The organism is Lysinibacillus sp. YS11 (assembly GCF_002896375.1).
GTDB lineage: Bacteria > Bacillota > Bacilli > Bacillales_A > Planococcaceae > Lysinibacillus > Lysinibacillus capsici.
Map to the genome: position 1 here is coordinate 4,194,115 of NZ_CP026007.1, position 17,221 is coordinate 4,211,335.

General features: G+C 37.5%; 15 protein-coding genes and 1 pseudogene. 2 read left to right on the forward strand and 14 right to left on the reverse strand.

Annotation, left to right across the window (positions count from 1 at the left end; translation table 11 throughout):
• The first annotated feature begins 8 nt into the window (after positions 1–8).
• Positions 9–1,025, forward strand: a complete 1,017-nt coding sequence (locus LBYS11_RS20995; protein ID WP_004231925.1) for an inorganic phosphate transporter — start codon at positions 9–11, stop codon at positions 1,023–1,025.
• Positions 1,026–1,130: 105 nt separating this feature from the next.
• Complete coding sequence (locus LBYS11_RS21000) at positions 1,131–3,242, forward strand: MMPL family transporter (protein ID WP_103118910.1); 2,112 nt, start codon at positions 1,131–1,133, stop codon at positions 3,240–3,242.
• 46 nt (positions 3,243–3,288) lie between these two features.
• On the opposite strand, the gene LBYS11_RS21005 is transcribed toward LBYS11_RS21000, so the two are convergent.
• The 14 genes and pseudogenes from LBYS11_RS21005 to LBYS11_RS21070 all read right to left on the reverse strand — a co-directional run bounded on the left by LBYS11_RS21005 (position 3,289) and on the right by LBYS11_RS21070 (position 17,219).
• Complete coding sequence (locus LBYS11_RS21005; protein ID WP_066038002.1) at positions 3,289–3,897, reverse strand: alpha/beta hydrolase; 609 nt, start codon at positions 3,895–3,897, stop codon at positions 3,289–3,291.
• Positions 3,898–3,958: 61 nt separating this feature from the next.
• The gene (locus tag LBYS11_RS21010) at positions 3,959–4,105 is read right to left on the reverse strand and encodes a hypothetical protein (protein WP_233732223.1); all 147 of its coding nucleotides are present in this window, start codon (positions 4,103–4,105) and stop codon (positions 3,959–3,961) included.
• A 22-nt stretch (positions 4,106–4,127) separates the two neighbouring features.
• Positions 4,128–4,592, reverse strand: a complete 465-nt coding sequence (locus tag LBYS11_RS21015; RefSeq protein WP_004231915.1) for a hypothetical protein — start codon at positions 4,590–4,592, stop codon at positions 4,128–4,130.
• Positions 4,593–4,726: 134 nt separating this feature from the next.
• Positions 4,727–5,350: an NUDIX hydrolase gene (locus tag LBYS11_RS21020; protein WP_036079462.1), complete on the reverse strand. Its 624-nt coding sequence runs from the start codon at positions 5,348–5,350 to the stop codon at positions 4,727–4,729.
• 11 nt (positions 5,351–5,361) lie between these two features.
• Positions 5,362–6,452 (reverse strand): annotated as a pseudogene (locus LBYS11_RS21025) (AI-2E family transporter).
• A gap of 165 nt (positions 6,453–6,617) precedes the next feature.
• Positions 6,618–8,315: a M3 family oligoendopeptidase gene (locus LBYS11_RS21030; protein ID WP_054549623.1), complete on the reverse strand. Its 1,698-nt coding sequence runs from the start codon at positions 8,313–8,315 to the stop codon at positions 6,618–6,620.
• A gap of 141 nt (positions 8,316–8,456) precedes the next feature.
• Positions 8,457–9,017, reverse strand: a complete 561-nt coding sequence (locus LBYS11_RS21035) for a YdcF family protein (RefSeq protein ID WP_081010983.1) — start codon at positions 9,015–9,017, stop codon at positions 8,457–8,459.
• Positions 9,018–9,109: 92 nt separating this feature from the next.
• Positions 9,110–10,852, reverse strand: a complete 1,743-nt coding sequence (locus LBYS11_RS21040) for a methyl-accepting chemotaxis protein (protein WP_054549625.1) — start codon at positions 10,850–10,852, stop codon at positions 9,110–9,112.
• Positions 10,853–11,069: 217 nt separating this feature from the next.
• Entirely contained in the window at positions 11,070–12,818 is a 1,749-nt protein-coding gene (locus LBYS11_RS21045; protein ID WP_054549626.1) for a methyl-accepting chemotaxis protein, read from the reverse strand.
• 82 nt (positions 12,819–12,900) lie between these two features.
• A complete protein-coding gene (locus tag LBYS11_RS21050; protein WP_103118911.1) occupies positions 12,901–14,196 on the reverse strand; it encodes an arsenic transporter in 1,296 nt (431 codons plus the stop codon).
• A gap of 64 nt (positions 14,197–14,260) precedes the next feature.
• Complete coding sequence (locus LBYS11_RS21055) at positions 14,261–14,980, reverse strand: YebC/PmpR family DNA-binding transcriptional regulator (protein WP_004231899.1); 720 nt, start codon at positions 14,978–14,980, stop codon at positions 14,261–14,263.
• Positions 14,981–15,181: 201 nt separating this feature from the next.
• Positions 15,182–15,643, reverse strand: a complete 462-nt coding sequence (locus tag LBYS11_RS21060) for a low molecular weight protein-tyrosine-phosphatase (RefSeq protein WP_103118912.1) — start codon at positions 15,641–15,643, stop codon at positions 15,182–15,184.
• 60 nt (positions 15,644–15,703) lie between these two features.
• Positions 15,704–16,306, reverse strand: coding sequence for a lysophospholipid acyltransferase family protein (locus LBYS11_RS21065; RefSeq protein ID WP_048394163.1), 603 nt, complete (start codon positions 16,304–16,306; stop codon positions 15,704–15,706).
• A 79-nt stretch (positions 16,307–16,385) separates the two neighbouring features.
• Positions 16,386–17,219 carry a putative RNA methyltransferase gene (locus LBYS11_RS21070; protein ID WP_103118913.1) on the reverse strand — a complete coding sequence of 278 codons (834 nt, stop codon included), beginning with the start codon at positions 17,217–17,219 and terminating at the stop codon, positions 16,386–16,388.
• Between the last annotated feature and the right edge of the window lie 2 nt (positions 17,220–17,221).

Consider the following 17,221-nt stretch of genomic DNA (forward strand, 5'->3'; position numbering starts at 1 on the left):
ACTTTACAATGAACACAATCATTATATTAACCGTACTGGTCGTCATCTTTGCCCTAACATTTGACTTTATCAATGGCTTCCATGATACAGCAAATGCTATTGCAACTTCGGTTTCTACTAGAGCATTGCCGCCACGCACGGCAATCATTATGGCGGCAACTATGAACTTTATTGGTGCTATCACCTTTGTAGGGGTTGCAAAAGCTCTAACAAAAGATATTGTAGATCCTTTTGCATTAAATGCTTTTGAAGGAGACACAACTGGCTCAGTCGTTATTTTAGCTGCATTAATTTCAGCTATAATTTGGAATTTATTGACATGGTATTTCGGTATTCCGTCAAGTTCTTCACACACATTGATTGGGTCTATTGCCGGTGCTGCAATCGCATCCGCTGGTTTTAATGTGTTAAACTATGGCGGCTTTACTAAAATCATCATGGCTTTAGTGTTTTCACCTTTACTTGCTATTTGTGCAGGCTTTATTATGATGACTCTTTTTAAACTATGGTTTAAAAATTTAAATTTATATAGGACGAATAAAGGTTTCCGTACAATGCAAATTTTTACTGCTGCCATCCAATCGTTCACCCATGGTACAAATGATGCGCAAAAAGCGATGGGGATTATGACGATGGCGTTAATCGCTGGTGGCTTGCACACTGGAGATGAAATACCTTTCTGGGTGCGTGCTGCTGCAGCTACAGCAATGGGGCTAGGTACGTCAATTGGTGGTTATAAAATCATTAAAACGGTTGGTGGTAAGATTATGAAAATCCGCCCTGTTAATGGTGTTGCGGCAGATTTAGCATCTGCTACTGTTATTTTTGGCGCTACGCTAATCCACTTACCAGTTTCAACAACACATGTCATTTCTTCCTCCATTATGGGTGTCGGTTCAGCACAGCGTGTGCGTGGTGTAAACTGGGGTATGGCTCGAAAGATTGTTACTACTTGGGTGATTACAATGCCAATTTCTGCCGTTATGGCATCTGTTATTTATTTCATATTATCATTATTCTTTTAATAGTAAGACTCCTGTCCAAAAAGTGGATGGGAGTCTTTACTTTGTCACACGACAAAATGTGACACATCCTTTACACTAATTGAAAAGGGGGATGTATAAACAACTATGAAAACTTTTTCAGCTTTTATTACAGCACATGCGAAAGCAATCGTAGTCATATGGCTTATTATTTTTCTAGCAATGGCGTACTTTGCTTTACAGCTTCCAGGCAAACTTCAAGGTGATGGTTTCTTTGTCGAAGCAGATCATACCTATGTTACCAACGAGCTAGCAGAAAAATTTGATTTACCATCTAATACGATTTTGGTTGTCTTTGATCCAGCTGAAGATCAGAAAATTGAAGACACTTTAAAAAAATTAGATAGCATAAAAGAGATTCATTCTATTCAATCACCTTTAGAAGACTCCTCTTTACGGAAAGATGGTATTGCCTATGCTATGGTTCACATAAAGAACGATGTAGAAAACCTTCCTGACATTGTTGAGGAATTCCGTTCATTAATTGAAAAAGACGGAATTAGTATCACTGGAGGGCCTGTTATTTCTGCTGACATAAATACTGCTAGTCAAAAGGATTTGGCATCAGCTGAGGCCATTGGATTGCCAATTGCCATCGTGGTTCTCTTATTAGCGTTTGGTACAGTTGTTGCTTCTATTTTGCCAATCGTCATTGGTGTTGTGACAGTGGTTACCGCCTTTGGTATGATGACACTGCTCAGTGCTAATGTAAATCTATCTATTTTCGTCTTAAATATTGTTCCAATGCTTGGGCTGGCTTTAAGTATTGATTTTGCATTGCTGTTTATTAATCGTTACAGAGAAGAACGCACACATACTTCCATTGCTCAAGCCATTCAAACGGCTATTCAGACAGCAGGTCGTTCTATCATTTTCTCCGCAGTCTGTGTCATGATTGGCTTAGGTGCGATGATTGTCATTAATGTAGAAATTTTTCATAATATCGCCCTAGGAGGCACTATAGTCGTCCTGTTAGCCGTTCTTTCTGGCTTAACATTACTTCCTGCCACTATGATGCTATTAGGAGATAGACTTAATAAATGGCGCTTAATACGCGTTAAACCAGGTGGGGCTAATCGTTGGCGTGGCTTTGCAGGTTTTGTCATGAAACATCCAGTAGCTATAGTGATTTCAGCATTATTATTACTAGGCATCGGCATGATCCCTTTAAAGGATATCCAATTAACCATTCCACAGGTGGACTCCTTACCTACGAAATATGATGCTCGTGCAGCATACGATAAATTAGATGAAACGTTTGGACTAGGTGAATCTTCTACATTATATTTGTTGGTTGAACGAAAAGATGGCTGGGAGGATACTGAGGGTAGAGAGCTAATTTTTACTATTCAAGAAAAGCTATTAAAGGACCCATTAGTGACTAATGTTTCAACTATTTATACAGCTGCTAACATTCAAACACCAGAAGAGCTTTCTGCTTCTTTAGCTATTCCACAGGTTGCTGAACAATTAAAACCTGTTATTAATTCATTTTCAAAGGATACACAGCTATTTGTTCCAATTACAATTGATGCAGCAGGTTCTTCCTCTACAGCTCAAAAATTTGCCCGAACATGGATGGACAAAGACCTGGGCGTGGATTTTGCACTTGGTGGACCAGCTAAATTCAACCAAGAAATCTTTGATGAAATTGCTAATAAAATTGTTTTAGCTATAGCAATTATTATCGTTTCTACATTCTTTATTTTAATGTTGGCATTCCGTTCTATCTTAATTCCGTTAAAGGCAATAATCATGAACATTATTGGGCTTTCATCTGCATTCGGGATACTCGTTTATATTTTCCAATATGGTCATTTTGGTATTGAAGCAAGCTCCATCGTGCTAATCATTCCAGTTATTGTTTTTTGTCTTGTATTTGGCTTAAGTATGGACTACGAAGTCTTTTTAATTTCTCGTATCCAAGAGGAATATTTAAAGGGCTCCGATAATACGCGTGCAACAATTGATGGCTTAACATCCACTAGCCGAATAATTACATCTGCAGCGCTTATCATGATTGTTATTACAGGTGCATTTGCCTTCACAGATGTAATGCCTGTAAAGCAAATTGGTGTGGGTATCGCTATTGCTGTTGCCATTGATGCAACAATTATTCGTCTTATGCTTGTGCCTAGTCTTATGAAGCTGTTTGGTGATTGGAACTGGTGGCTTCCTTTCTCAAAGAAAAGTAAATAACATAAAGAAAATCCGCCTCCCTTATAAAAGGAGGTGGATTTTTCAATTAAGCGTAGATGCTTTTATACCATTCTTTTGCAGCTTGTACTTCAGGCATTGTTAGTTGATGACCAAAATTAAACCATTTCGTCGTTACTTTGGCACCTGCAGCACTTAAAAGGGTTTCTAAATCCTCAGACTCCTGTGCTGTACACATCGGATCATTCGTACCAGCACCGATAAACACAGGTGTTGGAGAAAGTTGCGGTAATTCAATACCACGTCTTGGTACCATTGGGTGATGCAAAATAGCTCCTGCTAACGCATCATCGTAGTGGAATAATAAGCTTGCTGCAATATTAGCACCATTCGAATACCCTATTGCTACAATTCGTTGGCGATCAAAGCCATATTGCTGTGCTGACGTCTTTAAAAATTCATGAAGCTCCTTTGTACGAAAGATTAAATCCTCAATATCAAAGACACCTTCGGCTAATCGGCGGAAAAATCGTGGCATTCCATGCTCAAGTACATTTCCGCGAACACTTAAAATATTGGCTGTTTCATCTATTTCTTTTGCCAGCCCAATAAGACTTTCCTCATTACCACCTGTACCATGTAGCAATAATAATGTCGGCTTCGTTTCGTCTGTACCTTTATAAAAAATATGTTGCACTGACAGTCACCTCTCAATTATCTTGAATTCGAGATAATTGTAGCCTGTGGCAAAATTAAATTCAAGCTCTTTGACTTATTAATTTCACGATTTCACGATTTGGCTGTTCTTCGTGATTTTTATAAAAATTAGTAATGGTATAAACTGAAAATAAACATGCCGCAATCACAACAACAATAACAATTCCCACTAATTTTTTTCCGTTCATCTATCATGATCCCCCGTATTTCTTATTTCTTTGTACGAAAGCCTTCTTCTAGTAAATATTCCTTTGCTGCCTCATACGTACCAAATGCCTCTTCCAGATTGTCTCCATGATACACGTTCCACGAACGTTGCTCAAAAGCTAGCTGTAACTGACTACCATCGCGACTATGCCAAATCTCTACAATTGGCTCCTGCTCTTCTACTTCTTCAGATAAATATTGGATTGCGTCTTCAATAATTTCACGAAGTTGTTGTTCATCGTAATCGCGGATATTTACTAATCCTTTATCATTAGCCTCATTCTCATAGCGTAATAAATCTCCTACAAAGACAAAGCCATTGCCGTTTGGATGTAATTTCTCAACTACAATCGTCTTTTCGTAAAGACTGTCCATGTAATGATAATTTAGGCGCTTTAAAGAAATTTCTTTTTTTGTTAGCTCAGAAAACGATTCAATAATCGCTTGTTTTTGTTCAAATGTTAGCATATAAAAAATGCTCCTTTTCTTTACAATCTATCTAACAGTATAACTCATTTTTTCCTATTATATCGTGTCGTTTGTAAATCATTTTTGCGCAAGAAAATAGGACAAGCTAATATTATAGCTTATCCTATTTAAACTTATGAGGTTTGATTAAATATTTTTTCACGTGTGAATTTTATCACCTGTGCAACATACAATTCCCGATAAGGAACAAATTGTGCAGTACCTACTGGTCTGACAATTCTCACACGTTGACCATCAGGGAAATATTCATACCCTTCAATATTAAGTGTCGTCGTTTCTCCCAAGAAGAAAGCCTCCGCCTCATTTAGCCTCGCTCTAACTACACCCGATACTTCTTCATACTGCAAAGCAAAGGAATCCCAATCATGCTTGAAAGGATATATGTAGACATGGCAAAATTCATTGTCGATCATATTTTCAGAAACGATACTACAAGATGTCATGCCCATTTTGACAACTTCATGGACATCAATATTAAGTCCCAATTCTTCTTTTACTTCTCGAATGCCTGACTCTACTGTCTCAATCGCTAAAAGATGTCCTGCTGCTGTAATATCGAGTAACCCTGGATAATCCTTTTTCTGTGAACTACGTACTTGAAAATAAATATAGTCTTCATTTACAAGCCAGCAATGAAAAGTCTCATGCCAAAGCCCCTTTTCATGCACTTCCGCTCTCGTAGCTGTCCCAATTTGCTCATGCTGTTCATTAAATACCTTTACAATTTCTTGTTCCATTGTTTCGACTCCTATACTGACTTCGTCGCTTTTTTCTTAATTGCATTACGTTGATCATAAATATTGGATACGATAACCTTTAAGACTGCATAAAATGGTACAGCGATAATAATACCAATAAAACCTGCTATATTACCTGCCGCTAAAATAATTGTAATAACGGTAAGGGGGTGGATATCAAGTGATTTCCCCATGACATTAGGTGTAATAAAGTTGCTGTCTATTTGCTGAGCAACCAGCGTCACAACCGAAACCCACACCACTAAAATTGGATCTTGAATAACTGCCACAATCAGGGCTGGCGCAAAGGCAATCCAAGGCCCGATAAATGGAATCATATTCATAAAGAATGCAAAAATCACTAGTAATAACGAATAGTCTAAACCTATAATTAAATAGCCTACATACATTATTAGTGCTAATAAAAAACTAATTTGCAGTTGGCCCTGAATGTAGGTACGTAATACATCATCAATTTCACTTAACGTTTTCTTTACCCATTGCTGACGTTCACCACTGAAATATTTATAGATGGATGGAGCAAACTTCTCATGATCCTTCAGCATAAAAATAAAGAAGAACGGAATTAAAATGGCTAATAACGACACAGATACAATGGATTGTAAAAAGGACACAAAACCTTTACTCGCCACTACTGCAATATCTTGAACCGAATTCGCCATTTTTCGATAACATCATTTAATTGCTCAGGGAAGTTATCCTTATTTTGCGTTACATAGTCTGTTAATTGCTGGATGCTCGTACTAATACTCGTACTAATCATAGGGGCATTTTTCACTAATTTATTGACCTGCTCGGCAATCGGGTTACCAATAATCCAGCCAAAAATACCTACCATTGCTATTAGTCCGAACACAATCGTCAATATACTTCCCCATCGAGGAAATCTACGTTTTTCTAAAAATCTCTGAATTGGTTCCGTCACATAATAGAGAACACCACCAAGTAGTAAAGGCACAAAAATGGCTTTTAATATGATGACAAGCGGTGAAAAAATCCAATGAATTTCTATAAAATATTTAATGATTAATAGTGTAAGTAGTATCCCTACCCCTACTTGAAACCAAACTTTCCTTGTCACTTTCTTTCACTTCCTTTAATAGCAGTTACTGAAAATACTACTGATATATTAACCATTTCGCAAGTATCCTAGTATTTTTTTACAGAACTCCTCTGACAAACTAAAAAATTCGCTCACTTCCCCAATAATAGTTATCGTGGAAGTGAAACGAATTTAAGTCATCAATTATAGAGAAGAATCATCTATGGAATTTAAGAATGTCTCAATTTCTCCAATAACCGATTCAACACAGCCATCCTCAAATGGCGAGATTAAACCTGCCTCTTTTACAAGCTTTGTAAAGGACATAGAGCCACCTAAACCACAAAGATGAATATAGTCTTTCCAAGCCGCTTCAAATTCTTCACGTGAACGTTTCCAGAATTGGAAGGCACAAATTTGCGCTAACGTGTAATCAATGTAGTAGAACGGACTTGCATAGATGTGAGCTTGACGTTGCCAAATGCCCCCAGCCTCTAGGTAGCTGTTATGATCATAGTCACGGTGTGGTAAATACGTTTCCTCAATTTTTTTCCATGCAGCTTTACGTTCAGCAGGAGTCATTGTTGGATTTTCATAAATAACATGCTGGAACTCATCTACTGCCACACCATATGGTAAGAATAAAAGACCACTACTTAAATGTGTAAATTTATATTTCTCTGTATCACCTTCAAAGAACAGCTCCATCCAAGGCCAAGTAAAGAATTCCATACTCATCGAGTGAATTTCACAAGATTCGTAGGTAGGCCATAAATACTCAGGAATGCCAATGTTACGACTTGAATAAACTTGGAAAGCATGTCCAGCTTCATGTGTTAATACATCGATGTCACCTGAAGTACCGTTAAAATTTGAGAAAATGAATGGGGAATGATAGTTTTCAATAAACGTACAATAACCGCCACTTTCTTTCCCTTTCTTCGCTACAAGATCCATTAAGTCATGGTCAATCATGAAATTAAAGAACTCTCCTGTTTCAGGTGAAAGTTCCTCATACATTTTTTTACCGTTTGCTACAATCCACTCAGGATTCCCTTTTGGTGTAGCATTACCTGATAAGAAGTTAAGTGCTTCATCATAAAATTTGAAATCTTCAATGCCAATTCGCTTTGCCTGACGCTCGTAAAGCTTCGTTGCAACAGGCACAATTAAATCACGTACCTGATCACGGAATTTTTTAACCATATCAGCATTGTAATCAATCCGATTCATACGAATATAGCCTAGGTCAACATAGTTGTTATAGCCGAGTTTAATCGCAATTTCATGGCGTACCTTGACAAGTTCATCATATAAACGATCGAATTCATCTTCATGCTGTGCAAAGAAGCCAAAGCGAGCATCCGTTGCTGCCTTACGTGTTTCTCGATCCGTTGACTCTGCAAACGGACCAAGTTGAGCGAGTGTTAATGTTTCCCCATTAAAGTCAATTTGTGCAGATGCAACAAGCTTATTGTACTCAGAAACAAGTCTGTTTTCTTTTTGCATCAAATCAATAACTTCTGGTGAGAAGCCTTTAATTTGATAAGTTGCTAGATCAAATAATTGTTGTCCCCATTTTTCTTCTAATTGCTCACGAAATGGTGAATCAATTAGAGCTTTATAGTATTCCGTCGTTACTTCTTCTAGCTCAGGACCTACTTCATCGAAATAATCACGTTCTGCTTGATAAAATTCATCGTTCGTATCGATTGAAGCACGAATATATACTAAATTAGCCATTGTCGCAAAGTCATTACTAATTGCATTGTGCTTTTCAATGATATTACTTTGCTCGTCCATCGATTGTGCTTGTTTAAATTGCTCAATGAGTGCTAACTGCTGCTCTTTCATTGATGCCACATTTGGACGGCTGTATTGATATTCTTTAAACGTTGTCATTAAAGTCCCCTCTTTCTGTCCTATACCCCGTAATATTTCTATTATATGCCAAATAGAATCTATTAAGAAACAATTATCTCTTTTCTGTTCCATGATTTTTTTGAGAAAGAAGCGGTTCCTAAATATAATGGCGTTGTTGTTTTAATAGCCCACAATATATGTTTTTAATAACGCAGCTCTTTCTCTTATTCTTAATTTTGCCTCTACTGATTTGGGTGTTCTTGCCGATAGAACATCTACTTCAAAATCTAACGATTCAGCAAGATATTTTGCACGTTTCAAATGAAAGTCATTTGAAACGATGGTAATTTTCTTTGTTTCTTGTGGTAATAATTCTTTAGAGAATACTAAATTTTCATAAGTAGATGTAGATTGATCTTCTATGATAATTCTCGCGGCATCGATGCCATGCTGTTCCAAATAGTCTTGCATTACAGATGCCTCTGTACGATCTTCATCAGGTCCTTGTCCACCTGACACAATGACCTTAACATGTGGGTATTTTGTTAAGTATGGAACAGCCACCTCTAATCTACTTTTTAATGAAAGCGATGGTACACCACCTGGCCTTACTTTTGCTCCCAATATAATCATATAATCAGCTGAACCATTGGCATTCGGTTCCATACCCTGATCAATTTCTTTTCCCAGCCAAATATAAAGAACGATTCCAATACTGATTAAAATAACACCAATTGTCATCAGCCACCTTCTCACAAATCATTCCTCCTTTACCTTTTATTAACGATGATAAAAAGAAAAGGATGCTTGTTAAGCAAGCACCCTGAAAGATATTATCTCAATATAAATCGTTTAATAGACTCCTGTAAGGCAGATATTTCATCAGTTAAATCATTGGAAGATTCGCTAACGAGTTGTATTGCGCGTTGTTGCTCATCTACAGATGCTGTTACCTCTTCAGACGCAGCAGCATTCTTTTCACTAATCATCGCAATGCTTTCAATCGATTGCATAATCGTATTCTTAGAGCTATTTAAATATTCTACGCTATCTGTTGTATCGCCTATAATGGCTATGATTTTTTCAACAGCTAATTTAATTTCTTTAAAGGATGATTCTGTTACCATGACAGAATCATTTTGTTGACTTACAATGATATGGGTTTTCTGCATTTCTCCATTGACTAAGTTTGTTTCACTTTCAATGCCTTTTAGCGTCGTGCGTACTAGCTCAGTTGCTACAGAGGTTTGATCAGCAAGTTTACGTACCTCTTCCGCGACAACTGCGAATCCTTTACCATGTTCACCCGCTCTTGCTGCTTCAATAGAGGCATTAAGTGCAAGTAAATTCGTTTGATCTGAAATCTCCGTAATCGTCCCCACGATGCCTTCAATTTCACGTACCTTGACAATTAGACTACCAAATACAGACTGAATATTCTGAACGAGAGTTGAAGACTCCCGCGACTTATCCTTTAAGCTTTCTAAATTGACTAGGCCTTCTTCATTTGATTTTTTCATATGCTGTGAGGCATCTAACATTAATTCATTTTTATCATGCAATCCTTCTATTTGCTGCGCAAACTCGATAGCCGTTCGGTTTGTATCCTCTGCATCAGATGCTTGCTTGACTGCACCCTTGGATACTTCATTGATTGCTTTGACGATTTCATCACCATAGGCATTTGTCTCTTCAGCTACTGCGGTTAAATTTGCTGAAGTTGATTGTATTTCTACAATCGCTTCCTCCACATCTGAAATAAGTGTTTTAAGTTGTTGTACCATTTCATTAAAGCCATCATTTAACTGTCCTATTTCATCCGAGCGCTGTAAATGCTCAATTTCAACCGTTAAATTCCCTTTTGCTACTTCACGTACACGTTTAGATAATTTTTGAACTGGTAATGCCAGATGTCTTGATACAAGAATGACAACGATTGTCCCAATAATTATGGCACCTACTAATGTCAAACCAATTACTAGCAATAAAGAATTCGCCTCTGCATTAAAATCCTGCATATATGTACCTGATGCAATAATCCATCCCCAATGTGGATCTTTCTCAGAATAAATAATTTTATCCGCTAAGACATCCTGACCTGGTAGTTCAAATTCATATTGTGTAAAACCACCACCATCAAGTGCCTTTTCAGTTACTTCTCGAATAAAGTAATTGCCACTGCTATCTTGATCATTCCAAAGATTATCTCCTTCTCGTGTTGGATGTGTTGTTAATGTTCCCTTATCATCCAACACATAGATATAGCCATATTCCCCTAAATCACCCGGATAATTAATAGGCCGTTTTCCTTCGCTATCTTTCGGACCAAGAAATGCTTCTCTTACTCGTTCCTGTGCAACCTCTAAGGGTATGTCACCCTTTTCAACACTCTCGTTTGCGAGCTCGATTAATTGCAAAGCAGATTCAACACTATTGTAAAGTACCTGTTCTCCTATATCCTCCATCCCATTCTTAGCCTTACCATAACTAACTATACCAATTATTAAACTTGGAATAATTAGTAGTGCCAATGAAATAATAATCAATTTCCCCTGTATTGAACGTAAAAACTTCATACTTTAGCCCCCCCTATTTTCTTCGTTCAACAATATATTACTTTATATTATGTTATGGTTTGAAAGTTTTCACAATGGGTAAAGCACAAATTATTTTCTTATTTCCCTTAATATGGTTTGTTTTATGCTAATCTCCAGTTAAATTTTTAAATGCCAAAAATAAAAAGAACTATTTCTCCACAAGACATAAGCTTATAGAGAAATAGTTCTAAACTAATCATAATTTAAATGTATTAATCGTTTCTATAACCTCTTTCGATGTTTGATCTAATATTGTTACAACTTCATTTAATTCAGAAACCATCGTTACTTGTAAATCTGAGGCAGTTGCTACTTCCTTTGTTCCTAGGACACTATGCTTCGCAATAGCATTCATCTGTTCGGTAGTAGCTAATACTTCCTCAGAGCCTGCTGACATTTCTTCAATGACAGCAGAGTCATCTTGAATTTTATTATTCACCTCAAGGACAGATTGCAATATTTTCTCTAGACTTTCACCTATGTGTTGCACTGCTTTATTGCCTGCCTGTACATCTATGGTACTACTAGCCATCTCTTGTAACGCTCGATCAGTAATTTTCTTAAAGCTTTCTAAATGCATGTGTATTTCGTCAGCAGATGCTTTAGACATCTCTGCAAGTTTACGAACTTCATCTGCCACGACCGCAAATCCTTTACCAGCTTCTCCTGCTCTAGCTGCTTCTATTGCCGCGTTTAAAGCTAGTAGGTTGGTTTGATCCGCAATACTCGTAATGATGGTCACCATCTCTTCAATTGATCGGAACTTATCACCCATTTCCTCGACATGATTAGCCGTACGTAAAACAGAAGATTCTACGTTTTGAATTTGAGATACAACTTCTTGAGAATGACTAACACTTGTTTCCACAAGTCCCGTCATTGCTGATGATGACTCTGCAATTTCTGAAGTTGTATCAGCCAGTCGTTGAATACCAATCGACATCTCATTCATAGTTAATACAACCTCTTGATTATTTTGCTGCTGTTGCTCACTACCAGCAGCAATTTCAATAATTCGATCTGCAATTTGAGCGTTTGATTCTTCCACATGCTGAGAAGTCTCATCAATTTTTTGAACAACATTTTGTAAAGCAAATGTGCGTTGTTGAATCGTATGGAAAGTTTCTTTTAATTTTTGTAGTGATTCTCTGAAGGATTGTGCAAATATTGTAATTTCATTTGCTCCTTTTAGCTGGATTTTCTCCACTGCTATCGTTGCCTTAGCAATATCACCTTGAGCAAAACTTTGTGCTGCATCACCTAAATGTGCAAGAGGTTTTAACGCTCCATTAATATAACGATATAGGATGAACATAACAATACCTGTTAAAGCTAATATGACAATAATTAATGCAGGTAAAATAGCCGTTAATACGGCATTCGCAACATTGCTTACCTCTGTTGCTTCTATATCGACCCCAACAAAGGCAACAGTATTCCCTGCCTCATCCTTTAATGGAACAGTACCAGATAAATAATCTCCAAAATCACTATGTAAAATAGCGGAATAATAACTTCCTGTATTCTTTACCTTTTCAATATCCTTGTAGTATGTGGTGGAGGACTCATCTCCTATAGCTCCAGCATTTTCTTGATCATCTGCTGGCATACCGTCCACTAAAAAACGTACCTTTTTATCTTCCTGTGGTACTGCGAAAGTATAGGCATAGAGAACACCATTTATTTCACGTAATTCGTTTAGCTCTTCTCGAAGTCGCCAATATAACTCAGATTCTTTTGGTTCCTTTGAGAGTTGTTCATATTCAGCAGCATTTAGATGTTTTGCAATATTCTCAGCAACTGCAACTGCCTGTGTTCCCATGGTTTTATTAACAGATGATTTTGCTGTGTAGATAGTTGTTATAACGAAAAAAGATAACAAAGCCACTAACATTACCAATGACATTAACACTATTTTATTGCTTAATTTGCCTGTCGCTCGCATACTTTCCTCCTTTAATATACTGATATACTAATATCTTAATAGTTCCTATTGTACTATTTTTTCAACTATTTCGACAATAAATCTATGATATTAAGCATATCCAAATAATTAATGCAATTAAAGTGACGAACAGTGTCGGGATGGTAAGAATAACACCGATTTTAAAATATTGTCCCCAGCTAATTTTAATGCCTTTCTGGGCTAATATATGAAGCCATAGCAATGTTGCCAGTGAACCAATCGGTGTCATTTTTGGACCTAAATTCGTACCAATTATATTTGCATAAATCAGTCCCTCTTTCATCATGCCCGATGCGCTGGTTTCTGAAATCGCCAAAGCATCTATCATAACAGTAGGTAAATTGTTCATGACAGCAGACAAAATGGCAGCGACAAATCCCATTGTCATCGTTGCTACTACGAAGCCCTGTTGTATAGCAAGTTCAAATAAATTTGCTAACATTCCTGTCATCCCTACATTTTTTAACCCATAGACAACCACATACATGCCAATTGAGAAGAACACAATACTCCATGGCGCTCCTTTTACAACTCTTTTTGTATCTACCACAGAGCTACGCTGTGCTAGCCATAAGAATATTGCAGCGACCCCACATAAAATAAAAGATACAGGGATGTGTAAAACCTCACCAGCTACGAAGCCCACTAATAGAATCCCAATTACATACCAAGCGATCGAAAATAATTTGGGATCTCGGATTGCCTGACTTGGTTGCTCAACGGCCTCAAGAGAATAATGTTGTGGTATGGAACGGCGAAAAACAATGTAAAGTACTACTATACTTGCCACTAACGAAAAGAAATTCGGTACAAGCATATGAACTGCATAATCTATAAAGCCTATATCGAAAAAGTCAGCGGATACGATATTCGTTAAATTGCTAATAACGAACGGTAACGAGGTTGTATCTGCTATAAATCCACTTGCAATAATAAATGGAAAGATCATTTTTTCACTCAAGTTCAGTTTTCTCACCATCGCTAAAACGATCGGCGTTAGAATTAAAGCACCCCCATCGTTCGCAAACAAAGCCGATACAACAGCTCCAAGGCAACTAATATAAACAAATAAGCGAATTCCACTTCCCTTTGCAAGTCGTGCCATATGTAGAGCAGCCCATTCGAAAAAGCCAATTTCATCTAAGATGAGTGAAATTAAAATAATACCAATAAATGATAGCGTTGCATTCCAAACAATCCCCGTTACCTCTAACACATCCTGCCAGGTTACTACACCTATTAATAGCGCAATAGCTGCTCCTATACAGGCTGACCAGCCAATTGATAGTTTTCGTGGTTGCACTATGACAAAAAATAATGTGACTAAAAATAAAATAATGGCTAAAGCAGTCTGCATCGTTTTCCTCCCTAATTAAAAACCAGTAGCTTAAATGCTACTGGTTTACTCATTTTGTTAATATTTATTCGCCTAAATCTGCATTGTGGAAAACATTTTGTACATCTTCTAAATCTTCTAATGCATCAATTAGTTTTTCAAACTTCGCTACATCGTCGCCAGTTAAAGTCACTTCTGTTTGAGGCAACATAGAAAGCTCTGCTACTGTAAATTCTTCTACGCCCGCAGCCTTTAATGCTTCTTGTGTCGCAAAGAATTGGTCTGGCTCTGCATAAATAATTACCGCTTCTTCCTCTTCTAGAATATCGCGAGCATCAATATCAGCTTCCATTAAAATCTCTAGTACTTCATCAGCGGTTTTACCTTCTAAGCCAATAACTGCTGTTGAATCGAACATATAAGCTACAGATCCACTGACACCCATATTGCCGTTATTTTTACCAAATGCTGCACGTACATCTGATGCTGTACGATTTACATTGTTTGTTAAAGCATCCACGATAATCATTGTGCCGGCTGGTCCAAAGCCTTCATAACGTAATTCATCAAAGCTTTCATCACCGCCACCTTTTGCTTTATCAATGGCTTTTTCTATAATATGTTTTGGAACACTGTATGTTTTTGCGCGTTCAAGCACTACTTTAAGTGCACGGTTTGACTCTGGATCTGGTTCGCCTGATTTAGCTGCCACATAAATTTCTCGCCCAAATTTTGCATTAATACGGCTTGTGCTTTGATCTTTAGACGCTTTCTTTTCTTTAATATTGTTCCACTTACGACCCATTGTTTCCACTCTCTTTCAAAAGATAAATTTATAAAAATAATAGATACACAGTTGTATATCTGTAAATGGTAATTAAATACTTATCGTATCTTTACTCTGCAAATAATAACACAATGATGCTTACAAAGCTAGATATACCAATGTTTAAGGTAGCATTTTTCTAAAAAAATGGCTGTTAAAATTTACGATTTTAGCGCCATCTTACAACAGCTCTTGTTTAATTTTTGCTAGCAATGCCCGACAGCCTTCTTGCACCAATTCATAGGTTTCCTGAAAATCACCTGTATAATAAGGATCCGGGACATCCTTACGATGCGCTGTTAAATCTAAAAAACGAAAAATCTTTGGCGAGTTTGGATTGCCTAGTATTGTGCGGATATTACGAATATTGCTTTCATCCATTCCAATAATATAAGCAAACTTTTCAAAATCAGACTTTTGTAATTGTCGACCTTGCATATCTATTGTAGAAATACCATATTCCCTAAGCTTATCCTGTGTACCTCTATGTGGAGGTTCGCCAATATACCATGAGCTAGTAGCAGCGGAATCCACTTCAATTTTATCTTCTAAATGCTCTTTCTTCACCATGTCGCGCATGACCGCCTCAGCCATGGGTGAGCGACAGATATTACCTAAACATACGAAAAGTACTCGAATCATTTTATTTTCCTCCTACAACAAAGCACTCAAAATCAATTTGATTCTGAGTGCCGTTTGCTTTTATTTTACGGGAATACGTTTCTGTAGTTCTTCTGTTAGAGCAACTAATTCATGCTCAAGGTGTTGAGTAAACTGCTCACGACCTTCTTTACCCTTGCCTGTTACATAAAAAGGCTCACCATAAATTAAATAGCCTTTGCCTCGCTTCATTACATCACCCACATTACGTGCACCAACATAAGCAGCTGGAACAATTTGCGCCTTTGCCAACTGTGCAATGGTAATAGCCCCTTGTTTTAAATCTGTTCCTTCTGCACTACGTGTCCCAGAGGGGAAAATCCCTACAATTTTACCTTCCTTCAATAACTGCGAAGGAATTTTAATCACGCTTGGTCCAGGATTATCACGGTCTACCGGAAAAGCATTTAAATGCTTAACAAGCCAGCCAAGCCCTTTCATTTCAAATAATTGCTTCTTCGCCATAAAGTGAATTTCACGAGGGTACATGGCTACACCAAGGTTTAAAATATCCACATAGCCAGTATGTGTACAAGCTATAATAAACCCACCCTCTTTCGGCAAGTTTTCTTCTCCGTATACACGAGCCTTTGAACCCATTAATTTTAATATTACTTTGACAACATTTGCTGCTAGTTTATACACTGTTACATTCCTACCTTATTCAATAGTTATTCCCATTGTAATCGAAAATACCAGTATACTGCAATTGCAGGTGACCAACTTAAACCTTCCCTACTAATAGATCCACATCAATCGTGATTTCATTTAGTTCAACGGCTGTTTGTTCTGCTTTATGCCAACCCATTGGTGTCATCTCTAATAGAGCGGGTACTAGCTCTTCTGAAAGCGGTAAAGTATAAGTTACACGTTCTACGTTTACCTCACAAAAACTTTCTTGAAAACGAGCTACAATTTGTTTATTAGAATAAGTTTCCTTGTTTGAATCTGCATATAATTGAGCACGCAGTTCCCGCAAATAACCACTTTGCGGTACAACCTTCACAAGACAGCCATTCGGTGTAAGAAGTCGTTTAAACTCCTCATAATTTGCTGGTGATAGTATATTTAAAATGGCATCGAAACTCGCTTGAGCAAATGGACTTTTAGCTAAATCCCCTACACACCAAATTTGTTGAGGATAATGACGTGCTGCAGCCAAAATGCCCTCCTTCGCTATGTCAATTCCAACGCCAATACCATGATCTCTATCATTCATAATGCGAGCTAAATGTGAGCCCTCTCCACAACCAGTATCGAGCACCGTTTTTGCAGAGCTTATAAGCTCACCGATTCGGGCTTCTACAGCATCATAAATCCCACTATCAATAACAGCCTTGCGGGATTCAAAAAGGCTCTTACTATATTTAGAAGCGGCGTTATGTGTCAGCATATTGACATAGCCTTGTTTCGCAATATCAAAGGAATGGTTAGAAGTACAAACCAATCTCCCCTGCTCATATACATGCATTGATTGCTGACAGATTGGACAAGCAAAAAGGGTGATATGTTGATCCATTAATGCCGCCCCGATAGCACGTTTCGATAATGCGCCCATTT